We start from the raw sequence: 22,578 nt of genomic DNA, 5'->3' as shown, positions 1-22,578 counted from the left end.
GATTGGATAGCTTTTATATTAGAAAAAACAAACAGTATGTAAAATTGCAGTTTAATATATAAATGATTTTTGTTAATTAATATAATTTTTTTAGGTTTAATAAACCAATTACGTACATAGTTAGACCGAAAAATCCGCCGCCACAGATGAAAATTACAACCTTAAATAAAGAAATAGAGATTTCCTCTGAACCTACATAGGGAAGGATATAATTCATAAAAACAAACATTTGAAAGCCCCAAAGCACACCTGCTTTTAAGCCAGCTTTTCTTAATTTTTTCTTGTGTTGTAAATATTCTTCTTTTGTTGTACATTCAGTATCACTTAAACCTTTTTTCTTGAATTTAAAGGCTAAGTAATTAGCATAAATCATATTAGATAGAAAAATGAATATTGTCCCTATAGATATTGTGTGATTCATAGTATCAACAAGTAACATAATAAGCATTACCAACATATTTAACCACCACAAACCAATTCCAGCTACAGATAACTCTTTATTGATTTCTTGTTTTTGGTATTCATCTCTCTCACTTAGTGTTCCAACAAAACTATTATAAACTCTTTCTTTCCATTCAATTTTCATCATTTAATCTCCCTCCCAAAATAGACTATTTAAATCTGTTTTTAGTGCTTTTGCTAATTCGATACATAAGGCTAAAGAGGGATTATATTTATTGTTTTCAATTAAATTTATTGTCTGTCTCGCCACGTTAACTTTTTTAGCTAACTCTAGTTGCGATAGCCCTTCAGATTTTCGATATTGTTTAACGTTATTCAAATATAACCCTCCCATTGATGGTTGTAGACCTCGTGTACCGAAATGTCATTTATATGTGACATTTTATAATTGAATAGATGAAATGTCAAATATATATGACAAAATAGCGATGGTGCAATTAGGAAAATGATTTTAATGATTCATTTTGGCAAGAAGTTTGTTAATAAAGAATGGCTTCCATTCAATTAAAATTGCCCTTTTTCCTTTCCTTAAATCTATCTTAAAAGATATAATGTCATATTTCTAATCATTGGAATTTTTGTTACAATATAAATGGATGTGTAAAACTTTGTAAAAATAATGTAATAATATGTAATATATTTTCAGAAAGTTTTATACAATTTTTATATTAAACTATTAAGTTATAAAAGGGAGCGAGAATATGTTACCAAATACGGTTCGTACTCCAAACAAGAAGAAGAAATGGATTATTATTGGGGTTATTGCACTAATTGTTATTGTAGCGGCAATTAATATTTTTGTTATGCAAGGTAAGAAGAAGGGTGCATCAACAAATGCTGATGCTGTAAGTTTTGAGAAAGTGACAGAGCGTAAGCTGAATAATACGAAGTTAATTTCTGGTCAGGTGAAGCCTGGTAATATTGAAAGCTTCTATGCAGATCCGGCCAAAGGGAAAGTGAAAGATATTGAGGTAAAAGAAGGGCAAGAGGTAGAGAAAGGTACGAAGTTATTCTCTTATGATAATGAAGAGATTAATCTTCAAATGAAGCAAGCTGAGCTTGATCAGAAGATGGCGGATATGCGTTACGATCAAGGGAAAAAGAAGATTGATTCGCTCAAGAAAGAAATTAAGAAGGCGAAAGATAGCGGAGCTGGGAAAGAAGTAACAGATCCGATGGACGAGCAAGTAAGTGAGCTGGAGATTGCTCAAAAGACAACTGATCTTGAGAAAGAAAAAGGGAAGTTGCAGAAAGAAGAGTTAAGTAAGAAGCAGAAAGAGCTTACGATTTATAGTAATTTCGCTGGTGTTGTTCAAAAGTTAGATAAAGATGCGGCACAAAGTTCATCTCAAGCGTTAGGTGGTCAAGGAAAATCGTTTTTACAAGTAGCTTCTAAAGATCCATTCCAAGTTCAAGGTACGTTAACTGAGCTTCAGAAGTCACAAATTCAAAAGGATCAAACATTCACTGTAACGGCGAAAGCAAATAATAAGAAGAAGTGGACAGGTAAGATTACAGAGGTAAGTGAGTTCCCAACAAGTGCAGAGATGGCGCAAGCTGGCGGCATGGGTGAAGCAACTCAAAATATGTCTCAGTATACATATAAAGCTAGCCTTGATAGTCAAGATGGTTTATCTCCAGGTTACCATGTTTCTCTGCAAGTAAGTTTAGAGAATAAGACGATGATTGCTGTTCCAAGTAAAAGCATTGTAGAAAAAGGCGATGATGCATTTGTTTATGTTGAGGATAAAGGGAAGCTTCGTAAACAAAATGTGAAAAAAGGTTCTACTGATGGAGACTGGACAGAGGTTGTAGAGGGCGTAACAGTGGGGCAAAAGGTGGTTAAAAATCCTTCCGACGATGTGTATGACGGAATGGAAGTGAAAGAGAAATGATTACGTTAAATAATATTGCTAAAACGTATTATCAAGGAAAATTGGCGGTGCCGATTTTGCATGGTATTAGTTTAACGATTCAGAGTGGTGAGTTCGTTTCGATTATGGGACCGTCTGGTTCTGGTAAGTCGACGCTTATGAATATTATCGGTTGTTTAGATCGTCCAACAGAAGGCGAATATATGCTGAATGACGTGAATATCTTAACAGCAGACGAGTCAAAGCTTGCTTTAATTCGTAATGAATATATTGGCTTTGTATTCCAGCATTTTAATTTACTGCCTCGTCTTTCAGCAGTGGAGAATGTTGAGCTTCCGCTCGTATATGGTGGCGTGAAGAAAGCGGAGCGTCGCAAGCGTGCTTTGGAGGCGTTAGGTAAAGTTGGATTAGCAGACCGCGTGCATCATTTACCAAATGAGTTATCCGGTGGACAGAAGCAGCGTGTAGCGATTGCAAGAGCGATTGCGAATAACCCAACGTTCATTATGGCCGATGAACCGACTGGTGCACTTGATACGAAGTCTGGTGAGCAAGTTATGGATATTTTCACGAAGCTTAATGCAGAAGGTACGACGATTGTTATGGTTACGCATGAAGAGGAAGTAGCAGCGTATTCTTCCCGCCGCATTGTACTACGGGACGGGAAAGTTACAGAAGATAGAAGGTGTGCGGTATGAGTTTACTAGATAGTATAAAAATTGCCCTATCTTCTATTTTAGCTCATAAACTACGTTCAGCTCTTACGATGCTCGGTATTATTATCGGGGTAGGTTCGATTATTACTGTCGTTGCAATTGGGCAAGGCGGGGAAGCTGCATTGAAATCGCAGTTTGTTGGGGCAGGTAATCAAACGGTTCCGATTCATTATAGTGCAGATATAAACGATCCTTTCGGTATGGGAATGGTAGAAGCACCGAAGATAACTGAAGAAGACATTTTTGAAATTAAAAAAATTCCAGAAATCGCACATGTGGTAACAACAAATTCAACCATGGAACCACTTGATATTGAAGATAAAAAAGAAATGGTGAGTATTACTGGATTAGATAGTGAGTACTTTGCAGTAAATAAAGTAAAGTTGTTAAAGGGACGTTCTTTACAAGAATCAGATGTGGATCAAGGTAATAACGTTGTCATGATTAGTAAACAAATGGAAGAAAAGGTGTTTAAGGATACCAATCCAGTCGGTAAAATTATTGAAATGAAAGGTCAACCGATGCAAATTATTGGTGTCTACAAATCAGATAATGAGTTTATGGGAATGGGACCATCAGAAGCACTAGTTCCAATTTCATTATGGCCGACACTGTATGGGAAAGATGAAATTCAAAATATTTCTGTGCAAGCAAAAAATGTAGATAATCTAGAAAAAGCAGGTAAAAAAGCTGCAGATGTTTTAAATAGTCGTAAACCGACTGATGCAACTGGTAAATATGAAGTTATGAATTTAAAAGAAATTCAAGAAGGTATTTCGAAGATGACCGGTATTATGACAATGATTATCGGTGGTATCGCTGGTATCTCATTAGTTGTTGGTGGTATTGGGGTTATGAATATTATGCTTGTATCTGTAACGGAGCGTACGCGCGAAATTGGGGTACGTAAAGCACTTGGAGCAACACGTAGTAAAATTTTATTACAGTTTCTAATTGAAGCAGTTATGTTGACGCTTCTAGGTGGTTTAATCGGAATTGGTCTTGGATATGGCGGAGCATATATTGTTTCCACATTTGCAAAATGGCCACCACTCGTTTCATGGGAAGTTGTCGTTGGCGGCGTATTATTCTCGATGACGCTCGGTATTATTTTCGGATTAATTCCAGCAAATAAAGCTGCGAAATTAGATCCAATTGAAGCATTGCGTTATGAATAATTAATAGTGTAGTAGAACTACACATTACCGTTCTAGTGGGCGGTTCGTAGCCTCTTGCGTGGAGGAAGTGAACCGCCCGTTAGAACGGGTTATATAAATAGAAGGAGGCGTTATAATGGAAGCGAATTTGAATACGCAAAAAGTTGGCGGAGAAAAGCCATCATTATTTGGAATGATTGCTTCTCCGGGTTTACAGTTTGAGCGAATGAAGACGACGGAGAAAGTTTGGGGTATGTTCTTCTTAGTCGCATTGTTACAAGGGCTTGTAGGTGGTTTAAATGCGTATGTTACGTATACATCACCTGAGATGATTGAAATGCAAAAGAAATTAGGAGGCGAATTTGCAAAACAGGGTTCGCTTGTATCAGAGGTAATTTCTGGTACGATATGGGGAATAGTAGGTGTTATGATTGCAACACTTGTTATTGCAGCTATTTATAAGGTGTTTATGATGTTCTATGGGAATGATACTTCTTATAAAAAAATAGTAATGATTATTGTATATGCGGATATTGTTGTTGTTATAGGTGGACTTATTAATGGTGTTATAGCTTTAATTTTAGGTGCTGGACCAACTGCGTATACAAGTTTAGGACCACTATTTGATCAAGGTTCACTTGCATATGGAATTGGTAATACAATTGAATTGTTCTATTTATGGAATATCGTTTTAATTTGGCTAGGGTTACAAATTACAGCTGGAGTAAGTAAAGTGAAAGCAGCTATTCCAATTATTGTTTTATTCATTATTAAAGCGGGATTCCTAGCTGCGATTGTTGTATTGATTGCAAAGTTTTTACCTGGTTTGCCTGTATAATAATATGATTGAATTAAAAGGTGACTCTTCAAGAGAGTCACCTTTTTTATTTTTACCCTTACTTCAAATACCGCCAACAAAATTTCAAATACTATCTAGTGTAATTTCAAATTCCATCGGTAGTATTTGAAATTACTCACAGTGAAATCTTTTCTTTATTTTTATATTGTGAAGGTACCGCGGAATACTAGAAAGGTATACCTTTTAGAAACGGGTACTGTGTGAAGCCAGCGACTTTTACAGAGGCAGTTGTTTTGTATGAAGGAATGATTGTAAATCAAATAAAGAAATTAGGTATTCGCCAAGATTATGAAGAATATTATCAATGTGGTTTAATTGGTCTTTGGCATGCGTATGAAAGATTTGATGCAAAGAAGGGGTATTTCCCTGCATATGCACTTGTAACGGTGCGTGGTTATATATTAGAAAGATTAAAGAAAGAATCTACTTTGCAAGAAAGATGTGTATGTGTAGGTGAGTATGAGGAAATCTTTCATTTTGAAGATGTTGAAATAAGAGTGAAGGATTTTATGAGTGTGTTAGATGAGAAGGAGAAGTATATTATTTTTGAACGTTTTTTTGCAGGGAAGACGATGGGAGAAATCGCTTTAGAGACGGAAATGACATATTATCAAGTAAGATGGATGTATCGGCAAGCAATCGAGAAAATGCGAGATAGTGTAAGAGGATAAAAATAACAAATAGAATGGAAGGTAAGGAAATACTACCTTCCATTCTATTTGTTATTAAGGTGATGAATCTTGCATGTTCATTTGGGATAATACATATCCAGCTTTCCATAATTGCTGACTTAGCTTATGGGAACTAATTTGTATCGTTACGGTAGCTCCGTTTGAAAAATGAACTTTAGCTCGTTTAGCTTTTTGGAAAAACTCTATTGTATGAACATGTTTAAAGAAAAGCCAAATACAATTTGGAGAAGCAGGAGATTCTGTTGGGAAAGCACAAATATATTCTCTATGATTGATCGGAATTGGAACGTTTTGTTTAAATTTAAATTTTGTTTTTACGGCATTACGTCTCCCTTGATAAGTAGAATGAATATTTGTTAGACAAGATTTCTGTATAAGTTGGAGAGCAGTTTGACAGGAGTAAAGATGGTTCCCGCTACTGTCGATAATTTTTGTACGGTAATAAGGGTGTTTACATGGTTCAAGCATCATTGTAGAACTAGAAATAAAAATGTTGTTTTCATTATCCATAATTCTATATCCTCCCTTATAATTTTCATTCTGAATATAATTATATATAAATTAAGTAAATTGATTGTTAATATTCTATTTCATATTGTAAATTTTGGCTATTCGTTTACAATCAATAGGTGATGGTCTTTCTAATTTGCATCGCTTGTACATATATATGAAAATAGAAAAGAGTAGGCGGTGATATAGTATGAAGAAAAAGTATATTATTATGGCTTTAGTTGTCATTCTCTTAGTATATTTAGCAAATAGCAATCCGAGTAAAGGAGAATATACAGAATGGGCAGCGAAGCAGTTTATGAAGCGTAATGATGTGAGTAAGAAGCTAGATGAAGTTCAAAAAGAGAATGAAGAGGGTCTCCTTGGCGACTTGGCATCGGCCGGTAAAAAGTTAGCGAAAAAGTATGTTGAGCCACAAGTTGGGTTATTAATTGATCATTATACGAAGCGAAATGATTATATATTCTTCTCAACATATACGACTGAGTTTGATATAGGTGAAGAACATTATAAGTACGTATGCGTCGGTTTTTCAAAGATTTTTATTCCGATTGAAATGCCGAAGAAAAAAGACGAATCTGCAAAATGATGCAGATTCGTCTTTTTCATTTTATAGAGTAATTGGAACTTCAGATACATTTTTTTCTACAAGGCGAGCTCCCTTTTTTCTTGTATTTTCATCAATGGATGAAAATACAGATGAGGCAAGGATTGTATCCATTACTTGATTTACGACTTGTGCATCAATTGGTGTGATAGGCGTATCAATAGAAAAAACGACTGTTTTTCCATCTTCTTTCGCGAAAATTAACTCTAGTACTTGCATGTGTTATTCCCTCCTTTGTATTTATCCCGCTATTTACGGGATTCGGGTCTGCCGGTTAAATTGCGGGCTAATAATCAGTGGGGATGAATAAAATCCCCACTGATCCGAGTTTTACTTTATAGTTTAGAAAGATCTGATGTGCTTACAAGTTGTACAGCGTGAAGTGGTGATGCTTGTAAGGAAGCGAGAGCATGAGCTACGTTGTGTACTTGATCTAAGCTCGCATTTGTTTTAACACGTTTAAATTGTTTGCTCTTGAAAACTGTTTTGCCGTTCTTATCTAATCCGTTGTTTAAGACAAGACGTAAAGTTAAATCCATTACGATTGTTTCAATTGCCATGTGTATCACCTCCTTTCACTTTATAAATAGGGTACAAATGTCATGTTTTGGCGTGAAATTTTTTCTTTTTTTTGGTACCCTTAAAAGATTAAGAGAGGAGAATTCTGGATAATGAATCGTAAATGGTTATTTTGGATTCCTGTATTACTATGGATGGGGCTGATTTTCTATTCTTCGGCACAACCATATAAAAAGCAGGATATGCGTTCAGATATTGAACAATATGTAAATGTTGAATTTGTGAAAGAACATTTTTCATGGGTATCTATCGATTATGGTGGAGGAACCCCTGTTAGTATTGCGAATAAAGGTGTAGGCGGATTTATTGAGTTTTTCCTTCGTAAAGGTGCTCATTTTATGGTGTTCTTTATGCTAGGTTCATTGATTTATTACGCTTTTCATCGATCAGGTAATTCGAGGAAAAGATGTTTTATATATGCCCTTCTTTTCGTTGCAGGTTATGCAACATTTGATGAAATCCATCAATGGTATACGGGGGACCGTACACCAATGTGGCAAGATTCATTGCTTGATACGTGCGGCGGATTAACGGGGATTATAATAAGTAATTGGTTTTGGAATAGAAAAAAGCGCTAATCTCATTTCGAGATTAGCGCTTTTTTTTACGGGTAGTAAAACTCCCCGTAAACGGCCTGATTCAAGTTTCACTTTATACACCAAGTAATTCTTTTAGTTCGTCTGTTGATAGTTCAGTCATCCAGCTATCGCTTGTGATGACCGCATTGTTTAGAGATTGTTTTCTTTCTAGCATTTCATCAATTTTTTCTTCTAATGTTCCTGTAGTAATGAGTTTGTGAACATGAACAAATCGTTTTTGACCAATGCGATATGCGCGGTCTGTTGCTTGATTTTCCACAGCTGGATTCCACCAACGATCGTAGTGAATGACATGGTTGGCAGCGGTTAAGTTTAGTCCTGTTCCGCCAGCTTTTAAGGATAAGATGAAAATGTCATACGTTCCATTTTGGAACTCCTCAATCATCTTGTCACGATCTTTTTTCGGTACACTACCGTTTAAGAAGAGGACACGCTGGCCGAATTTTTCTTCTAGCACACGTTTTAGCATGTTCCCCATACCGATGTATTGAGTGAAGATGAGGCAACTTTCATTTTGATCTTTTATATTTTCGATGAGCTCCATTAACGTTTTTGTTTTCATAGAGCGTTCAACGACATTTTGTGGCTCTTCTTCTTTTAAATAAAGAGCTGGATGATTACAAATTTGTTTTAGCTTGTTCAGCATAAGTAATATAAAGCCGCGTCTTTCAATTCCGCTTAATCCTTCTACATTTTGCAGTGTATCTTGAACAAGTTGTTCATATAAGGAAGCTTGTTCACCAGTAAGAGGACAGTAAGCTTTTTGTTCTTGTTTATCTGGTAAATTTAATGCGACTGTTTGATCTTTCTTCGTTCGGCGCAGTAAAAATGGTGAGATAAACCGTTGAACTTGCTGGATTTTTCCTTCATCACGATCTTTTTCAATCGGTGTGACGAAGCGGCGCTGGAATTGCCCTAAGCTTCCGAGATATCCATGATTAATAAAGTCGAAAATGGACCAAAGTTCAGCGAGGCGATTTTCCATCGGCGTACCAGTTAAAGCGATTTTGTGATTTGCTTGCAAGTTTCGTACTGCTTTCGACTGTTTTGTATGTGGGTTCTTAATATTTTGTGCTTCATCCAAAATAACAGCATCCCAGCATAATGAAGTTAGTTCTTCCTCATCGAGTTGAGCCAATGCATAAGATGTTAATACAACATCTGCTGATTGAAGGAAATCTTCAAATGAATTGCCCTTATCTCTATTACTTCCGTAATGTAATTGAACACGTAAATTCGGTGCGAAACGCTCAAATTCTTTTTGCCAATTTCCAAGAACAGATGTCGGCGCTACGATTAATGCAGGGCCTTTTTTGAGATTGTTTTCTTTTATATATAGTAAGTAAGAGATTGTTTGAATACTTTTCCCGAGTCCCATATCGTCAGCTAGCAATGCTCCAAATCCAAGCTTTCGTAAATATAATAACCATTCAATGCCGTGTTGTTGATACGGACGAAGTGTTGCGTTTAGTGAAGTAGGGACATCTACTTTTGGAATATCTCCAATATGAAGCAGCTTTTGGAATAGTTCCTCATAATATCCATCTAGTTCGATTTCAATATCAGTAAACGGACTATCATCTTCTACAATTTCGGTTTCAGCCGTATTTGATAAATGTTGCTGCAGGACATCTTTCATCTCTAGTCCGTATTTATCGGCACGGTTCATGAGTTTCCTTACTTCTTCGATAAAGGCTGGATCTAGTCGCATCCATTGACCGTTTATATTAAATAGACGTTTGTTTTGTTCAACGAGTTCGAAAAATTCGCTTTCTGATAAATCAATGCCATTCGTCGAAATGCGCCAGTCAAAATTAACGAGCGTATTCATACCGAAGAACGATTGTGTTTGTACTGTATTTTGCTTCAGCTGGACACGTAATTTCGGTTTTGTTGCTTTTAAATTTTGCCACCATGATGGTAGTAAAATTGTAATGCCGGCTGCAAGTAATTCATTGCTTGCTTCTGTTAAGAAGTTCCACGCTTCGGTTTCAAAGAGCTCATTTCGGAACGTATCTCCTTCTTTTAACCACGGTATGAGCTTACTAAAACCTTCTTGTGTCTCTGTAATCCGTTCTTCGTAATCGTGCCATCTTTTCGGTAAGGAATCGATGTTTTCATATACATATATGCGATGCGCCCCGCGCTTTGGTGTCACAATTGTTTCAAGCTTCCACATTTCAAATTCTTCTTGTGGTTCTTGCAATCTTAGTCCGATTGTAAACGGAAGATCATCTTCAATATAACCAATTTTTCGAAGCCAATCTTCTTCATGTAGTGCTGTTTCCAATTGTCTTTTCGTAAAGTCGTAATGTTCATATAGTCTTTTGGCATCTTCCCAGCCGTCATTTGAGCGATTGTCTTGTAATATGCTTTCATTAACTGCTGCTGAGAAAAGAGATGCTAATGTGTCATCTTCAATTGGTGTATTTTGAACTTTCCAAGATGGTCGTTTGGACCAATGATTCATATCTGGTACGAGGCTACCACTCGTAAAGGCATCCCATAATTCATTTGCATCTTTCGTAAGGGCTGTAATAGGTCCGTTTATTTGCATATGTGCAAATGAATTCATCGGTTTGTTTGCAATGTATTCAAAAGCTTGTGCATTTGTTAGCATAACACCTTGTTTTCCTTCGAAGGTTGCTTCTTTTAGAAACGTACCGTAGAAAGAAGTGGAGTGCCATGTGAATGCATTTCGTTTCCAACTTGTTACGGATAATGGAGTACCGCTGTCATCTTCTCCCCAAAGGAACCAACCTTGACTAACATGCTGGAGCCTAATTGTTACTTCAGTTTGATTGATCATCGATTAATTTTCCTTTCCGTAATTCCTCTTGTAGTGCACGCAGACGTGAATGGAGATTGGCAATGTGAATAATGAAAGCATCCCATTCATCGGTGCGTTTTAATCGTTTATATAATGTACGTAATTTCTTTAAGTAACGAACTGCGCGTTTATATGATTTACGATTTCGTTCTTCAATCGCCTCTACAGCAGCAAGATGGTAAAGAGGAAGTGCCGCTTCTGGCGCTTCTTTTTCAATATCTTTCAGTGGCTCTTTCAACAGTTCAATTGCTTCAAATCCATATAGGAGATGAAGCTCTGCCCATGTGCGATACTGTTTTTTCGCGAGTACGTACTGTTCGTAGTTTGTGAAACTATATGGTAATAGTTCTTGTAAAATCATTTCGAAACCAGCTTGTTCATTTGTATGTGTTGCATATGTTTCATACATGATTACAAATAGCCGAACGACGTCTTTTATGAAAATCGTATTTTCGTGATCTTGGATTGTTTTCTTTACTTGTTTATACGTAAAGGAAAGCCAATTTTTCGCACGATCCCACTGCATGGCACTTAATAGTTCTTCTAACCAATAGAAGTATAGACTCACAACAGAAGCAGGCTGTTTTTTTAGTAAGTCCATCGCTAGTAGATCTTCGTCATCCAAAAAGAGAAGATGGGAAGACGCTAACGCTTTGGATAGTGGATTGATTTTCGTATCGATTCGTTTTTCTTCTTCTTGTATTTTCTCTTTATTGTTTAAAAGTTCACTCCATATGTGACGATAAATGAAAAATCGCTCTTGCGTATAAGTGTCGGTAGAGAAGAATACTTCATGAACGAGACGAGCTGTTTCTTGTAAAATTATTTCAGACTCTGAAGGAATCGCTTCTGATTGTAAGTCCCGAACGATGGATTCCACTTTGTCTACAAATAGGCGAATGACATTAACAGGTTGGTGATAAGAATACGTTTTGTTTGCGTCGAATGCCTGAATTTCTTCTAATAACTTTTGAAAGCAGTAAAGTGCTGCGTGTAACCTGAATAATTCATGTATCGCAATGACACGCGGAGCTTTCCGCTCAAGTTTCGTATAGAAATCTGTAAAGATACTCATAAGAAAATACATTTGTTTATAAGTAAGCCGAGCTTGTTCTTTTTTAAATGAATCATATTCTTTTTCAAAATATGATTCCCAACTTTTATAGTCAGTTTCTTCAAAAGCTGATGATTGCAATACTTGTCTTGCAGTTCGAATAGGGGGAAGGGAAGGTTTCGTATTATTTTTAAATAAAGTTAATACATCTCCTACTTGCCCAAAACTAGACGCTGCAGATAGTAATACAGCAAGCATATGCTCACATTGTGTTGGTGCGAAGCAATCACAATAACTTTCAGCGACGTTACGAATCGGAATATGAACGCTATATACGTTGCCTTCCGCATCTACAGTTCCTGATAGTGTATAACCATCAAAGTCAACGTTGTAGACAACACCACTACGATATAGGTGCCGAGCTGTAGCGACATGTTCCTGATCAGCTGTTTGCTGTGGATCTAGTCCTTGAACGAACTCATTCGCAATCATCATAATTTCATCTTTCGTAATTGAGTGTTGCAGCATAATATTCCTCCGTACACATATTTCTTTCCTTTACCATTATAAACAAAAAATGCTCAAAACAGAAAAAATGAAATTTGGATTACACAACTTGAAAATCATGGTAATATATAAAATGTTAATTTCGTATATTACTATATATTTATAGGAGGGGAAGTTGTGTCAGATTTACAAGCGAAGTTTGGTAATGGTATGAACAAGTTGCAACAGGGAATTGAGCAAGGAAAGATGAAGTTGCAAGTTGCACAAGAGGTTGCACAACTAAAGAAAATTACGCAGGAGAAGTTACAAGCGAAAACTGAAATTTTGTTGGAGCTTGGTCAAACTACATATATGCAACTGCGTAATGATGAAGTTCGAATAGAGGTATTGAAAGGAATTGTAGAACCGGTGCAAGAGCTTGATATTGCTATTTATAACATGCGTAAGCAAATTGCTAATTTGCAGAATCAAGGTCAGAAGGGGCAGTGTAGCTGTGGTGGTTCATTATCATTAAATGATAAATTTTGTGGACAGTGCGGGAAAGAAAATGAGTTACTCCTTCAAACAAACAATGTTGAAAATGAATCATGTTCTTTGTGTGGTGAACAAATCGTAACAGAAGCTATATTCTGTCCAGTTTGTGGTATGAAGCAAAGTAAGGAGTGAGGAACATGTATTGTAAAACTTGTGGTTTAGAACAGTCTGATGTATCAAATTATTGTACGCATGATGGGTCTAGTACAGGTAGTGTAGCGAGTCATATTATATTAGCGCCCAAAGACTCAAAATATTGCCGAACTTGTGGAGTGGAAAGTAAAGAAACTGCTACATATTGTGAGAAATGTGGCGATTCCTTACTAGTAGGTATTACGAAAAAAGAAATGAAAACGAAATTACCAGACCAGGGTGTACAACTAAATGTGGGTTCATCTGGAATTGCTTTGAAAAAAGGCTTACTTGGTGGTGGTCTGGCAATTATATGCATGTTTTTGGCTGGCTGGATTAGTAGTTTAATTATCGATGCAGCGATGAATGACTTAATGAGAACGATGGTTACAAATATGAACGGTATGCTGGATATGACTACTATTAATCAATCTTTCATTGGCATAGCACCATTAATTTTAACGTATCATTTAATGGGTCTTGAAGTCAGTGGAAGTGGTACATACATAATGTCATTTATTCTTCATGTCCCATTGTTCATTTTGTTAACTATTCCAGCACTTATATTAGGTGGAATTGGCTTTTTTGTAGAGAAAAAAAAACCGTCTATTGTTTGGCGTGAGAAGCTAGTAACAGCATGTATTATCGGTATTGTATATGGAATTTTCTTATGTGTTGTAAGTTTTGTAGCAAGTTCTTCTACGACGATTTCTCAATTCTATGAAACAATGACGATTAATGTTAGTTATTCTCATATTATTAGTTTGTTGTACGGTATTATATTTGGTCTATTATTTAGCTTTATTGGCATGAGTATTGCAGCGGGACCACATCGTATGCTTTCCGCGATTAGTCAAAGTGTTCCATATGCAGCATCTATTTATTACAGTGTAGTGACTGTTTTAAAAGGATTAATCATTACATTTGGTATTATACTTATTACGATTTTATTTAGTAGTTCAAAATCAATGGGACCAATTGATTTTCCTGAGAAAACATATAAAGCATTAATTTCATTAGAAGCAACACCGTATATGTGGAACATGGCTCACTTTGCTCCAACTGCAATTGAATGGGCGAACATGGAGAAAGAAATACAGAACTATCCAGGAGGAAAAGGGCCGTTACATTTATCATATACATCAGGCATATCATTAAATGGTACGTCTTTAAAAGATGTGGCAATTGCTAATGGTGCTTCTGTTAAAGAAATTAAATATATGGATGATTTCAATTCCTACATGCATTGGTGGGGGTTATTAATTTTAATACCATGTATCTTACTATTTAGAGCTGGAATGAAATTAGCTCAATATCCAATGAAAAACATATATGTAACGATTGCGATGTTTAGTGCGGTTTATACTGTGATGATGCTTTGTGTAAATGGATTAGCAAAAATCCAAATCGAAGCTTCAGGTAGTAAGGAAATTATGAAGGAATTTACGGGGATTTCTGGTCCGCTATTATCGATTCAAAGTAGCACAATCTATTTAATAGTAGGTAGCTTTATTCTTTCTTACGTATTAGTGTTTGCTGGGATGAAATTGATAAAAAAATAAGGGGGAGAGTCGCTTGAAGTTGTGTGGAATATGTAATGAAAAAGTTGCAGACCATTTAAATTTTTGTCCAGAGTGTGGAAGTAAGCTAGAAGAAATCGCTGATCAAACAGCTTCTTCTCGTTCAGAAATACAAAGGGAAACAAAGCCGGTGAAAAGTAAGAAGAACATATTTTTACTGCTAGGTTTTCTCGTTATTTTTGCTATATTGTTCGGGGCATATAAATTTGGTGCAAGCAAGTTTTCAAAGGAAAAACAAGTAAACGTTATGATTGAGGCATTTCAAAAGAAAGATGCGAATGCAATTGATGAGTTTGTAAAGGTAGATGATCCGAGCTTAAAGATTAAGGCAGAGGATATTAAGGCGTATATCCGTTATTTAAAAGACAACCCTTCATATAATAAAGAGTTGCTGTCTTATTTACAAAGAGAGACAGTGGATCAAAAACTAGCAAGTGATAAAGCATCGTTTAAAGATGGACAAATTATAGAAGATGGAAAAGAATGGTTTTTGTATCCGAAGTATAAATTTAGCATGAAATCTTATTATGTGAATGTAAGTACAACTGCGAAGAATGCAGAAATATATGTGAATGATAAGAAAGAAGTAGAATTGTCTAATGACAAAACTTCAAAAGAAATTGGTCCATATTTTCCAGGTTCTTACGTTGTAAAGGCAAAAGCAAAGTCAGAGTTAACTGAGTTAGAAACAGAAAAAGAAGTAGATTTAGCAGATGAAAAAAGTGCGAAGGTAGATGTGAATTTATCATTAGAAGGCAATTATGTAACAATTTCCTCTGATGAAAATGATGCAAATGTAGTTGTGAATGGTAAGAAGCGTGGGAAGTTAAGCCGCGGAAGTTATAAACTTGGTCCTGTACCAACAGATGAAACGGTAGAAGTGCATTTAGAGAAAAATGCTGAGTTTGGCTTAATTAAATCAGAAAGCGTTAAAGTGGGAGATCAAAGTACATATTACTTAAGATTCCCGAAAGAAACTTCGAGTTCGGCCGTTGGAGATTTTGTAAGAAATCATATTTATGATAACGTACGTGCAATTTCATTAAATGATTTTAGTTTAATTGAAAATAATTATGATAAGAGCGGGAAATCGTATAAGGAAGATCGTGATTATATACAGTATTTACACAAAAAAGGAATTACAGAAGACTTATTAACGATGGAAGTTCGTAATGTAGAGCGTCAAAGTGCTACGAAATATAAAGTAACGACATATGAAGAGTATCATATTCGTTACGGTGATGGATCTGTGAAGTTCAAAAGTTTTAATAACGAACATATTGTAACTGTGAATGGAAATGGAAAGATGCTGTATCATTCTCTTGGTGCAAATAATACGTTGAAATCAGAAGATGTATCTGGTCCAACTCGTTAATATGAAAGAGGCTGTTCAATATTTGAACAGCCTCTTTATTTTGTAGCTAAATCAATATTTCGTGTAACCGTTGATATATCGTAAGTTATGATAGGTATAATTGAAAAATCGTTGATATATTTTTCTTAAATTGTGTTCACGAAGGGAAAATAAAAAGGATATCACTTAGCCGAAAAATCGGGCGAGGTGATATCTTTTTTTACGATTATGAGTGCGTTTCCTTTAATATCGCTTGTACATACGAATCATGTAATATTTGCTCTATAATTGGCAACATATTTTGTTCAAATGGAATGTCGATAGGAAATGGTTTTTGAGAGCCTGGTTTTATTCCATATTGCACAATTTTGTAATGTGTATTGTTTTCAGACTTGAGCACAATTAACTTATAGCGATTATCATCGCCAGCGAGTGAGAAATCAATAGAAGTAGCGTTATATGTTACTTCATCTTTATATATGTACGGCTTTGGCGTACCAATCCAGTCTACTTTTGCTTGTACATTCATGGGCATAGCCTCCTTATATGTATTATAAATAAATAAAAGCCAGCTCTCAATAAAGAGAACCGGCTTGTAATTTAGCAGTCATTGGTTATTTTAAAATTTTCACTTTAACAGTTTTGCGTCCCCATTTTTGAGCAGCGCTATCTGATCCAAGTAAGATGTCGATACGGTTACCTTTAATTGCACCACCAGTATCTCCAGCGATAGCTTCTCCGTAACCTTCTACCCATACTTTAGATCCTAATGGGATTACTTTCGGGTCAACAGCGATCATTTTCATGTTTGGATTCGCAGTTAAATCATGACCCATTGCAGTTAATACACGGCCGCCATATGTGCCACCGTTTTCGCTCGGGTGAGCTGTATATGCTGTAGCTACAACTGTTAACTCACGACCACCAGATGGTGTGCTAGTTTCAGCAGCTTTCACAGCAGGCTTAGCAGCTGGTTTTGCTTGTGCTGCAGGTGCTTGAGCCTTAGCTGGTGCTTCAGTTTTAGCAGGAACAGCCGTTTCTTGTTTCTCAATTACAGGTGCTGTACCTGTTAAGAAAGGAACGTGAACGTAAGCTGTTTTCCCGTTATATTCAAATTGTAACCACTCATTTTGTACTTGGTTCGTTGTTTCGATTACATCGTCTTTCTTCAACTTTCCAAGAATTTCTGAGTTTGTGTTCGCTTCAGCACGTACGTTTAATACGTTAGCTGTTACGTAGTAGATGCTTTTTGTGAACTCTGTACTTACGAATGCGTCTTTACCGTCTAAAGTAACTTTTGACCATCCGTTCTCTGTATTTTGAACATCTATCTTATTACCGTTTAGTAATTTACCGACAACTTTTGATTCCGTAGTAGGGTTTTCGCGTACGTTTAGTACGTCTGTTGTTACAACAGTTTCTGCATTAGCAGATGATGTGAAAATCCCAAGACCAAAAACTGCTGCTGTTGCTATACCAATTAATTTTTTCATGATAGCCTCCATTGCGTTTGTTTTCGTGTCCTCATTATAGCAACAGATTTTTTCGGATTTGGGGAAAACACACAATTACAAACCATTCGTAATAAGTCGTTAACATCCTGTAATATAACAAAAAATATAGGAAAGCGTTTTTCATTCTATATGACTCATAGGTTTCTAGTTATATTCAAAATATTTAATACAACATGTTTTTTTCGACGCAAATAAAAACATTACAGGAATGTTACATGATGTTTACTAAACGATTACATTCCTTGAGTATTTTACCGTTTTATGGGTAATATAGTTATATAAACATAAACATTTTGTTTGTGGATCTATAAACACGTGCTATATACTAGCAAAAAAACCGCATAATTGTTACAAGACGAAAGGGTTGCAAGGAAGAACTTTGCCCTTTTTTACATATGTAACACATCCTTTTTTAGGAAAATACATTCCTATCCGCGTTTTTCTCACACAATTTGACAGCAGTATTTCTAACTTGTAGCTCTTGCAGAGTGAAAAGGTTATACGAAAGGTAAGGCTGTCCATAAGAATTCGAATTGGTGAAGGTGAAAGTAAGAAAATCACCGCAAAATTATAGTTTTCTATCCGATTTTACATATCGGAATTTATGTTATTTACAAAAACGAAACCTACGAAGGGGGATTTGATGAGGAAACTGACAAAAACATTCATCGTTTCATTAACATTATGTATTGCATTTACAATTTGGGGGATTATTCCCGAATCTATTATTGGAAAAGGTAGCTTAGGAAATGTAACAACCGCAATTCAAACTGCATTAGTTAGTAAGTTTGGATGGTTTTATATTATTTCCGTTTCTATTATTTTAGGTGTATCTATCTTTTTAATTGTTTCGAAATACGGTTCTATTCGTTTAGGTAAAGATGATGACGAACCTGATTATAGTTATATGACATGGTTTGCTATGTTATTTAGTGCTGGTATGGGTATCGGCTTAGTTTTCTGGGGCGTTGCCGAACCATTAAACCATTTATACGCACCTCCATTTGGAGAAGGTGCAACTGAGGAAAGTGCACGCCTTGCACTGCGTTTTTCATTTTTCCATTGGGGATTACATCCTTGGGGACTATATGCGTTTGTAGCGTTATGTATTGCTTATTTTACCTTTAGAAAAGGAAAAGCAAGTACGATTAGTGCAACAGTAGGTTCGTTATTTAAGGGCGGGGAACACGGACGTATTGCTCATTCGTTTGATGTGTTAGCTGTTTTCGCAACTGTGTTTGGTGTTGCAACGTCGTTAGGTCTCGGTGCAAAACAAATTGCAGGTGGTGTTAGCTATTTAACATCTATTCCGAATTCATTAACGACACAGTTAGTTATTATTGCAATCGTAACAGTTCTTTTCATGTTATCTGCACAAACAGGTCTTGATAAAGGAATTAAATATTTAAGTAATACGAACATTATTTTTGCATTTGCACTTATGATCATTGTATTATTTGCAGGTCCAACAAACTTTATTATGAATTACTTCACTTCAACAATCGGTTCTTATATTCAGGAATTACCAAGCATGAGCTTCCGTTTAAGTCCATTGGATGAAGGCGGAAATCAATGGATTCAGTCATGGACAATTTTCTATTGGGCATGGTGGATTGCGTGGTCACCGTTCGTAGGTACGTTTATTGCTCGTGTTTCACGAGGTCGTACAATTCGTGAGTTTGTTATCGGTGTGTTACTTGTACCGACCGTAATAGGTGCACTTTGGTTCTCAGTTTTCGGCGGGACTGGTATTCACATGGAGCTGTTTAGTGATGCACATGTCTTTGAAAAAATTAAAGAGATGGGAACAGAAGTAGGATTATTCGCTATGTTTGATCAAATGGGAAGCTTTGGATCAGCTTTATCTGTTTTAGCGATTCTTCTTATTTCTACATTCTTTATTACATCTGCAGACTCTGCAACATTCGTTTTAGGGATGTTAACGACACATGGTAGTTTAAACCCACCAAATCGTATTAAAATGATTTGGGGTATCGTTCTAGCCGCGATAGCTTCAACCTTATTATATATTGGCGGATTAGAAGCATTACAAACAGCAGCTATCATTGCAGCATTCCCATTCGTCTTTGTTATTTTCTTTATGATGGCAGCATTATTTAAAGAGTTACAAAAAGAAGGACGTATGAAGCGTCATTAATAATAGAAGAAAAAGAGCTGATTTTATATCAGCTCTTTTTTTTATCCCTCTATTTGTTGGCTGATTAAAGTTTCACTTTATATAGAAGGAATTTGAAATGCGGGTAAGGGAAATAAAATACTTTACTATATAAGTAGTATGCCTTTTATACGAAGAAAAAACGATAGGTTTCGACAATATTCGATACCTTACGAATTCTATTCGTATTTTTGTCAAAAATATGTCGGAAATGTGTTGTCACTTTTATGTATATGTGCTATATTATTTCCTGTAAGCGATTTCAAATAGTTTTAAAGCGCATTCAAGGGGGACATCTAGAATAATGAAACGTTACGAAAGAAAGTGGAAGCATATTTGTTTGAAACGTGTGGCACATCGTAGTGTCCAAGAAAGCACGGAACCTAAGACTGAAACGCGCAAAGAACAGCAAGAGAAGCAATTGGTTCTACAAAAATAGCAATCACTTTTTCGTATATAAATGAAGGTCGATCGTTCGTTGGGGGATGGACGTGAAATTACTTTCAGCTAAGGGGTATTGTCTGATATATAATTTATACGGCAATAAATAAGCACAGAGCATACGGCGCTCTGTGCTTATTTTTATTATTTATCTTTTTTGAATCGAACTGTCTTATCCCAGCCGATGACTTGTTTCTTACTCTTTGCACGTAAGTATAAGATTAAGCTACGAATAAATAAGTACGTAAAGAGCTGTGCGTACGTAAAGTACATAATAACGCTAATAAAAATATTAGTCGGTGTAAAGGTTCGTTCGACACTCTGGGCACTAAATAATTGAGAAACATATGTAATATATGCGACATACCACATAAATAGTAGCGGAATGCTATATTGAATTTGGAATATCCCGAGTAGCCCAATTACAAACCAAACGTTCGAAATGATTAGGAATAGCCAAAATACAACATACACTAGAACTTGTTGTAAGGAATGAACGAGCAGTTTTCCTTTAAAGAAACTTAATGACGAGAACATTTTTTCTAAAATGTATAAATTTCCTTGGAGCCAACGTGTACGTTGTTTAATAAGAATTTTTAAATGCTCTGGTTCTTGTTCCCAAGTAACTGATTCTGGGACGATTGGTAAGAGATAACCTTTTTGTGTAATTCGTAATGTTAATTCAGCATCTTCTGCAATTGCATAAGGGTCATAGCCACCAAGCTCTTCTAGTGCGGAGCGACGAAGAAGCATGTTTGTTCCTGTCAGTGAGCCCGTTTGGAATAGTAACCAGCGGCCAGATTGCATAAGGAGCTGGAAGATTTGAAATTCTAGCGAAATCATTCGCGTCAGCCAGTTTCTTTTTTCGTTTACTGTACGAACATGTCCAACTGCTCCAACAGCATCTTCAGTTGTTTCAGCGTGCTCTACAAGCATTCGTAGTGCGTGTGGTTCAGGCTGGTTATCTGCATCGTAAACACAGAAGTATTCACCATCTGAAATACTAAGGCCGTAGTTTAGTACACGTGATTTACCCTTCGGTTCACCGGGTGGAACACGAATGTGACGAATGTGGGCATAAGCTTTGTCGAAATCATCGCCGATTTCAGGTGTTTCATCTTGAGAGTTATCATTTAATAAATAAATGGTTAGCTTTCCTGGATATTCAATCTTCGCCATTGCCTCTAAAGTATCTTTAATAACGACCCCTTCATTATGAGCAGGTATGAAAATATCAACGCTCGGATAATGTTCTAGCGTACGATCTTTTCGTTTACTATTTCGGTGAATTAAGCCCGCGATTGTTAAGAAAGAGTAGTAAACGAGTAAGCCAGAGAATAGAAAGGCTGTAAAAATAAGTACATATTTAATTGAAAATGTGATACTGATCCAAAAAACGAGTACGCAAAACAGAAGAAATAAAAGAAGTATAACGAGAGTCATCATAACAATGTCTGTCCTTTGTTTCCAATTTGCTCGCGTGAAATTTTTACATCTCGGATTGCTTCAGCTGCAAGCCATTGCTCCATTTTTGGCTTTAGGCGGTTCATTACAATATCAGCACCAGCTTCATTTGTGTTTTGTAATAAAATAACTAGCGTATTATTATCATATTCAGCAGCAAGGTCAAAATCATTCCTTACCGTTTCAACTAATAAGGAAGCTACACGGTCCATAACACTTTCCTTCGTATATTTACTAAAGGAAGTGAAATCAAAGTAAACAATAATGCCTGTTTCATTACGACGATTCATTGCAGTCGTTAATAACGCTTGGCGTCTCTCGAATTCTTGTCTTGTTAGTAATTTTGATTCTCCAATATATTGCTCCAACGTTCTCACACGCTCAGTTAAAGTTTTATTTTCATGAATCACTTTTTTCAATAGGTGAGTTGTTATGTATACAATGAAGAAGTTAGCTGCCATCAGGAAGTGGGTAATCATATATTGCCATTGAACTGATGTACTCCATAAATGAAGCCATGCTTGATAAAATAAATAAAATACGGAAATGATGGTTCCTAGTATGAAGAAAATAAATGCTGTTTTGTCAGCTAAAAATAAGAATAGCACATTTACGATTACGTATATTATTGTAAAAATGAGCGCATGCTCATAATTCGTCACATGTACAGTAGTAAAATAAAATACAATTTGTAGAATCCACATAGAGAGGATTTTATAGAACTTATCTTTCACAAAACTTTCCTCCTTAAAGCTATTTCATCCATAGATACTTGTAGTATGCGCAATTATTAAGAAATTGACTATGTCGTTACATTCTTTTGAAGGGCAACAACAAGTAGTATCTCTATTTTCATGAGAAAAATAAAAAGACCTAAACATTATTGTATCATAATGTTCTTATATTTGGGATAAGGTGATTGATAGATACATAAAAG

General features: G+C 35.9%; 23 protein-coding genes. 12 read left to right on the top strand and 11 right to left on the bottom strand.

Annotated features, from left to right (window positions below):
* Positions 1-76 precede the first annotated feature (76 nt).
* Positions 77-589 carry a DUF3278 domain-containing protein gene (locus ACTJJY_RS28280; RefSeq protein ID WP_000975594.1) on the bottom strand — a complete coding sequence of 171 codons (513 nt, stop codon included), beginning with the start codon at positions 587-589 and terminating at the stop codon, positions 77-79.
* A complete protein-coding gene (locus tag ACTJJY_RS28275; RefSeq protein ID WP_001067016.1) occupies positions 590-781 on the bottom strand; it encodes a helix-turn-helix transcriptional regulator in 192 nt (63 codons plus the stop codon). It abuts the gene before it with no gap.
* A gap of 382 nt (positions 782-1,163) precedes the next feature.
* On the opposite strand from ACTJJY_RS28275, the gene ACTJJY_RS28270 reads away from it, so the two are divergent.
* The 5 genes from ACTJJY_RS28270 (at position 1,164) to ACTJJY_RS28250 (ending at position 5,739) form a co-directional block, all read left to right on the top strand.
* Positions 1,164-2,357: an efflux RND transporter periplasmic adaptor subunit gene (locus ACTJJY_RS28270; protein ID WP_440607135.1), complete on the top strand. Its 1,194-nt coding sequence runs from the start codon at positions 1,164-1,166 to the stop codon at positions 2,355-2,357.
* Positions 2,354-3,034 carry an ABC transporter ATP-binding protein gene (locus ACTJJY_RS28265; RefSeq protein ID WP_000631624.1) on the top strand — a complete coding sequence of 227 codons (681 nt, stop codon included), beginning with the start codon at positions 2,354-2,356 and terminating at the stop codon, positions 3,032-3,034. Before ACTJJY_RS28270 ends, ACTJJY_RS28265 begins: the two co-directional genes overlap by 4 nt.
* Positions 3,031-4,230, top strand: a complete 1,200-nt coding sequence (locus ACTJJY_RS28260) for an ABC transporter permease (RefSeq protein WP_006922891.1) — start codon at positions 3,031-3,033, stop codon at positions 4,228-4,230. The genes ACTJJY_RS28265 and ACTJJY_RS28260 overlap by 4 nt, the downstream gene beginning before the upstream one ends.
* A gap of 115 nt (positions 4,231-4,345) precedes the next feature.
* The gene (locus tag ACTJJY_RS28255) at positions 4,346-5,047 is read left to right on the top strand and encodes a Yip1 family protein (RefSeq protein WP_377823279.1); all 702 of its coding nucleotides are present in this window, start codon (positions 4,346-4,348) and stop codon (positions 5,045-5,047) included.
* A 221-nt stretch (positions 5,048-5,268) separates the two neighbouring features.
* Positions 5,269-5,739, top strand: a complete 471-nt coding sequence (locus ACTJJY_RS28250; protein ID WP_440607134.1) for a sigma-70 family RNA polymerase sigma factor — start codon at positions 5,269-5,271, stop codon at positions 5,737-5,739.
* 54 nt (positions 5,740-5,793) lie between these two features.
* Here the strand turns inward: ACTJJY_RS28250 and ACTJJY_RS28245 are convergent, their stop codons facing one another.
* The gene (locus ACTJJY_RS28245) at positions 5,794-6,270 is read right to left on the bottom strand and encodes a competence protein ComK (RefSeq protein ID WP_098013985.1); all 477 of its coding nucleotides are present in this window, start codon (positions 6,268-6,270) and stop codon (positions 5,794-5,796) included.
* A 190-nt stretch (positions 6,271-6,460) separates the two neighbouring features.
* On the opposite strand from ACTJJY_RS28245, the gene ACTJJY_RS28240 reads away from it, so the two are divergent.
* Positions 6,461-6,859 (top strand): DUF4359 domain-containing protein, encoded by a 399-nt coding sequence (locus ACTJJY_RS28240; protein WP_000731400.1) that lies wholly within the window; start codon positions 6,461-6,463, stop codon positions 6,857-6,859.
* 21 nt (positions 6,860-6,880) lie between these two features.
* Here ACTJJY_RS28240 and ACTJJY_RS28235 read toward each other — a convergent pair whose 3' ends face one another.
* Positions 6,881-7,096, bottom strand: coding sequence for a DUF2922 domain-containing protein (locus ACTJJY_RS28235; protein ID WP_001197593.1), 216 nt, complete (start codon positions 7,094-7,096; stop codon positions 6,881-6,883).
* A 116-nt stretch (positions 7,097-7,212) separates the two neighbouring features.
* Positions 7,213-7,437 (bottom strand): DUF1659 domain-containing protein, encoded by a 225-nt coding sequence (locus tag ACTJJY_RS28230; protein ID WP_000963861.1) that lies wholly within the window; start codon positions 7,435-7,437, stop codon positions 7,213-7,215.
* Positions 7,438-7,548: 111 nt separating this feature from the next.
* On the opposite strand from ACTJJY_RS28230, the gene ACTJJY_RS28225 reads away from it, so the two are divergent.
* The gene (locus ACTJJY_RS28225; protein WP_440607133.1) at positions 7,549-8,034 is read left to right on the top strand and encodes a VanZ family protein; all 486 of its coding nucleotides are present in this window, start codon (positions 7,549-7,551) and stop codon (positions 8,032-8,034) included.
* 73 nt (positions 8,035-8,107) lie between these two features.
* Here the strand turns inward: ACTJJY_RS28225 and ACTJJY_RS28220 are convergent, their stop codons facing one another.
* Together ACTJJY_RS28220 and ACTJJY_RS28215 are read right to left on the bottom strand one after the other, a co-directional pair.
* Complete coding sequence (locus tag ACTJJY_RS28220) at positions 8,108-10,864, bottom strand: DEAD/DEAH box helicase (RefSeq protein WP_440607132.1); 2,757 nt, start codon at positions 10,862-10,864, stop codon at positions 8,108-8,110.
* Positions 10,848-12,467 carry an SWIM zinc finger family protein gene (locus ACTJJY_RS28215; protein ID WP_097988039.1) on the bottom strand — a complete coding sequence of 540 codons (1,620 nt, stop codon included), beginning with the start codon at positions 12,465-12,467 and terminating at the stop codon, positions 10,848-10,850. Before ACTJJY_RS28215 ends, ACTJJY_RS28220 begins: the two co-directional genes overlap by 17 nt.
* 156 nt (positions 12,468-12,623) lie before the next feature.
* On the opposite strand from ACTJJY_RS28215, the gene ACTJJY_RS28210 reads away from it, so the two are divergent.
* From ACTJJY_RS28210 to ACTJJY_RS28200, 3 genes are read left to right on the top strand one after another with little or no spacing between them, the layout of a single operon-like run.
* The gene (locus tag ACTJJY_RS28210; RefSeq protein ID WP_440607131.1) at positions 12,624-13,112 is read left to right on the top strand and encodes a double zinc ribbon domain-containing protein; all 489 of its coding nucleotides are present in this window, start codon (positions 12,624-12,626) and stop codon (positions 13,110-13,112) included.
* Positions 13,113-13,117: 5 nt separating this feature from the next.
* A complete protein-coding gene (locus tag ACTJJY_RS28205; protein ID WP_440607130.1) occupies positions 13,118-14,674 on the top strand; it encodes a hypothetical protein in 1,557 nt (518 codons plus the stop codon).
* A 13-nt stretch (positions 14,675-14,687) separates the two neighbouring features.
* Complete coding sequence (locus ACTJJY_RS28200; RefSeq protein ID WP_440607129.1) at positions 14,688-16,067, top strand: zinc ribbon domain-containing protein; 1,380 nt, start codon at positions 14,688-14,690, stop codon at positions 16,065-16,067.
* A 205-nt stretch (positions 16,068-16,272) separates the two neighbouring features.
* Here the strand turns inward: ACTJJY_RS28200 and ACTJJY_RS28195 are convergent, their stop codons facing one another.
* Together ACTJJY_RS28195 and ACTJJY_RS28190 are read right to left on the bottom strand one after the other, a co-directional pair.
* Positions 16,273-16,575 (bottom strand): DUF3910 family protein, encoded by a 303-nt coding sequence (locus tag ACTJJY_RS28195; protein ID WP_001102541.1) that lies wholly within the window; start codon positions 16,573-16,575, stop codon positions 16,273-16,275.
* Positions 16,576-16,660: 85 nt separating this feature from the next.
* A complete protein-coding gene (locus tag ACTJJY_RS28190) occupies positions 16,661-17,539 on the bottom strand; it encodes a cell wall-binding protein EntA (protein ID WP_440607128.1) in 879 nt (292 codons plus the stop codon).
* 664 nt (positions 17,540-18,203) lie between these two features.
* Here ACTJJY_RS28190 and opuD point away from each other — a divergent pair.
* Together opuD and ACTJJY_RS28180 are read left to right on the top strand one after the other, a co-directional pair.
* The gene (opuD, locus tag ACTJJY_RS28185; RefSeq protein WP_029443628.1) at positions 18,204-19,718 is read left to right on the top strand and encodes a glycine betaine transporter OpuD; all 1,515 of its coding nucleotides are present in this window, start codon (positions 18,204-18,206) and stop codon (positions 19,716-19,718) included.
* 322 nt (positions 19,719-20,040) lie between these two features.
* On the top strand, positions 20,041-20,175 hold the full coding sequence (locus ACTJJY_RS28180; RefSeq protein ID WP_000833067.1) for a hypothetical protein: 135 nt from the start codon (positions 20,041-20,043) through the stop codon (positions 20,173-20,175).
* Positions 20,176-20,321: 146 nt separating this feature from the next.
* Here the strand turns inward: ACTJJY_RS28180 and ACTJJY_RS28175 are convergent, their stop codons facing one another.
* Together ACTJJY_RS28175 and ACTJJY_RS28170 are read right to left on the bottom strand one after the other, a co-directional pair.
* Entirely contained in the window at positions 20,322-21,623 is a 1,302-nt protein-coding gene (locus ACTJJY_RS28175) for a glycosyltransferase family 2 protein (RefSeq protein ID WP_000988751.1), read from the bottom strand.
* Entirely contained in the window at positions 21,620-22,375 is a 756-nt protein-coding gene (locus tag ACTJJY_RS28170) for a dGTP triphosphohydrolase (RefSeq protein ID WP_440607127.1), read from the bottom strand. Before ACTJJY_RS28170 ends, ACTJJY_RS28175 begins: the two co-directional genes overlap by 4 nt.
* Positions 22,376-22,578: the final 203 nt, after the last annotated feature.

It is taken from the genome of Bacillus sp. 22475 (assembly GCF_052044835.1).
Taxonomy (GTDB): Bacteria; Bacillota; Bacilli; order Bacillales; family Bacillaceae_G; genus Bacillus_A; species Bacillus_A cereus.
Note: the sequence above shows the minus strand (reverse complement) of the source record. Positions and strands in the feature narration are given on the sequence as shown.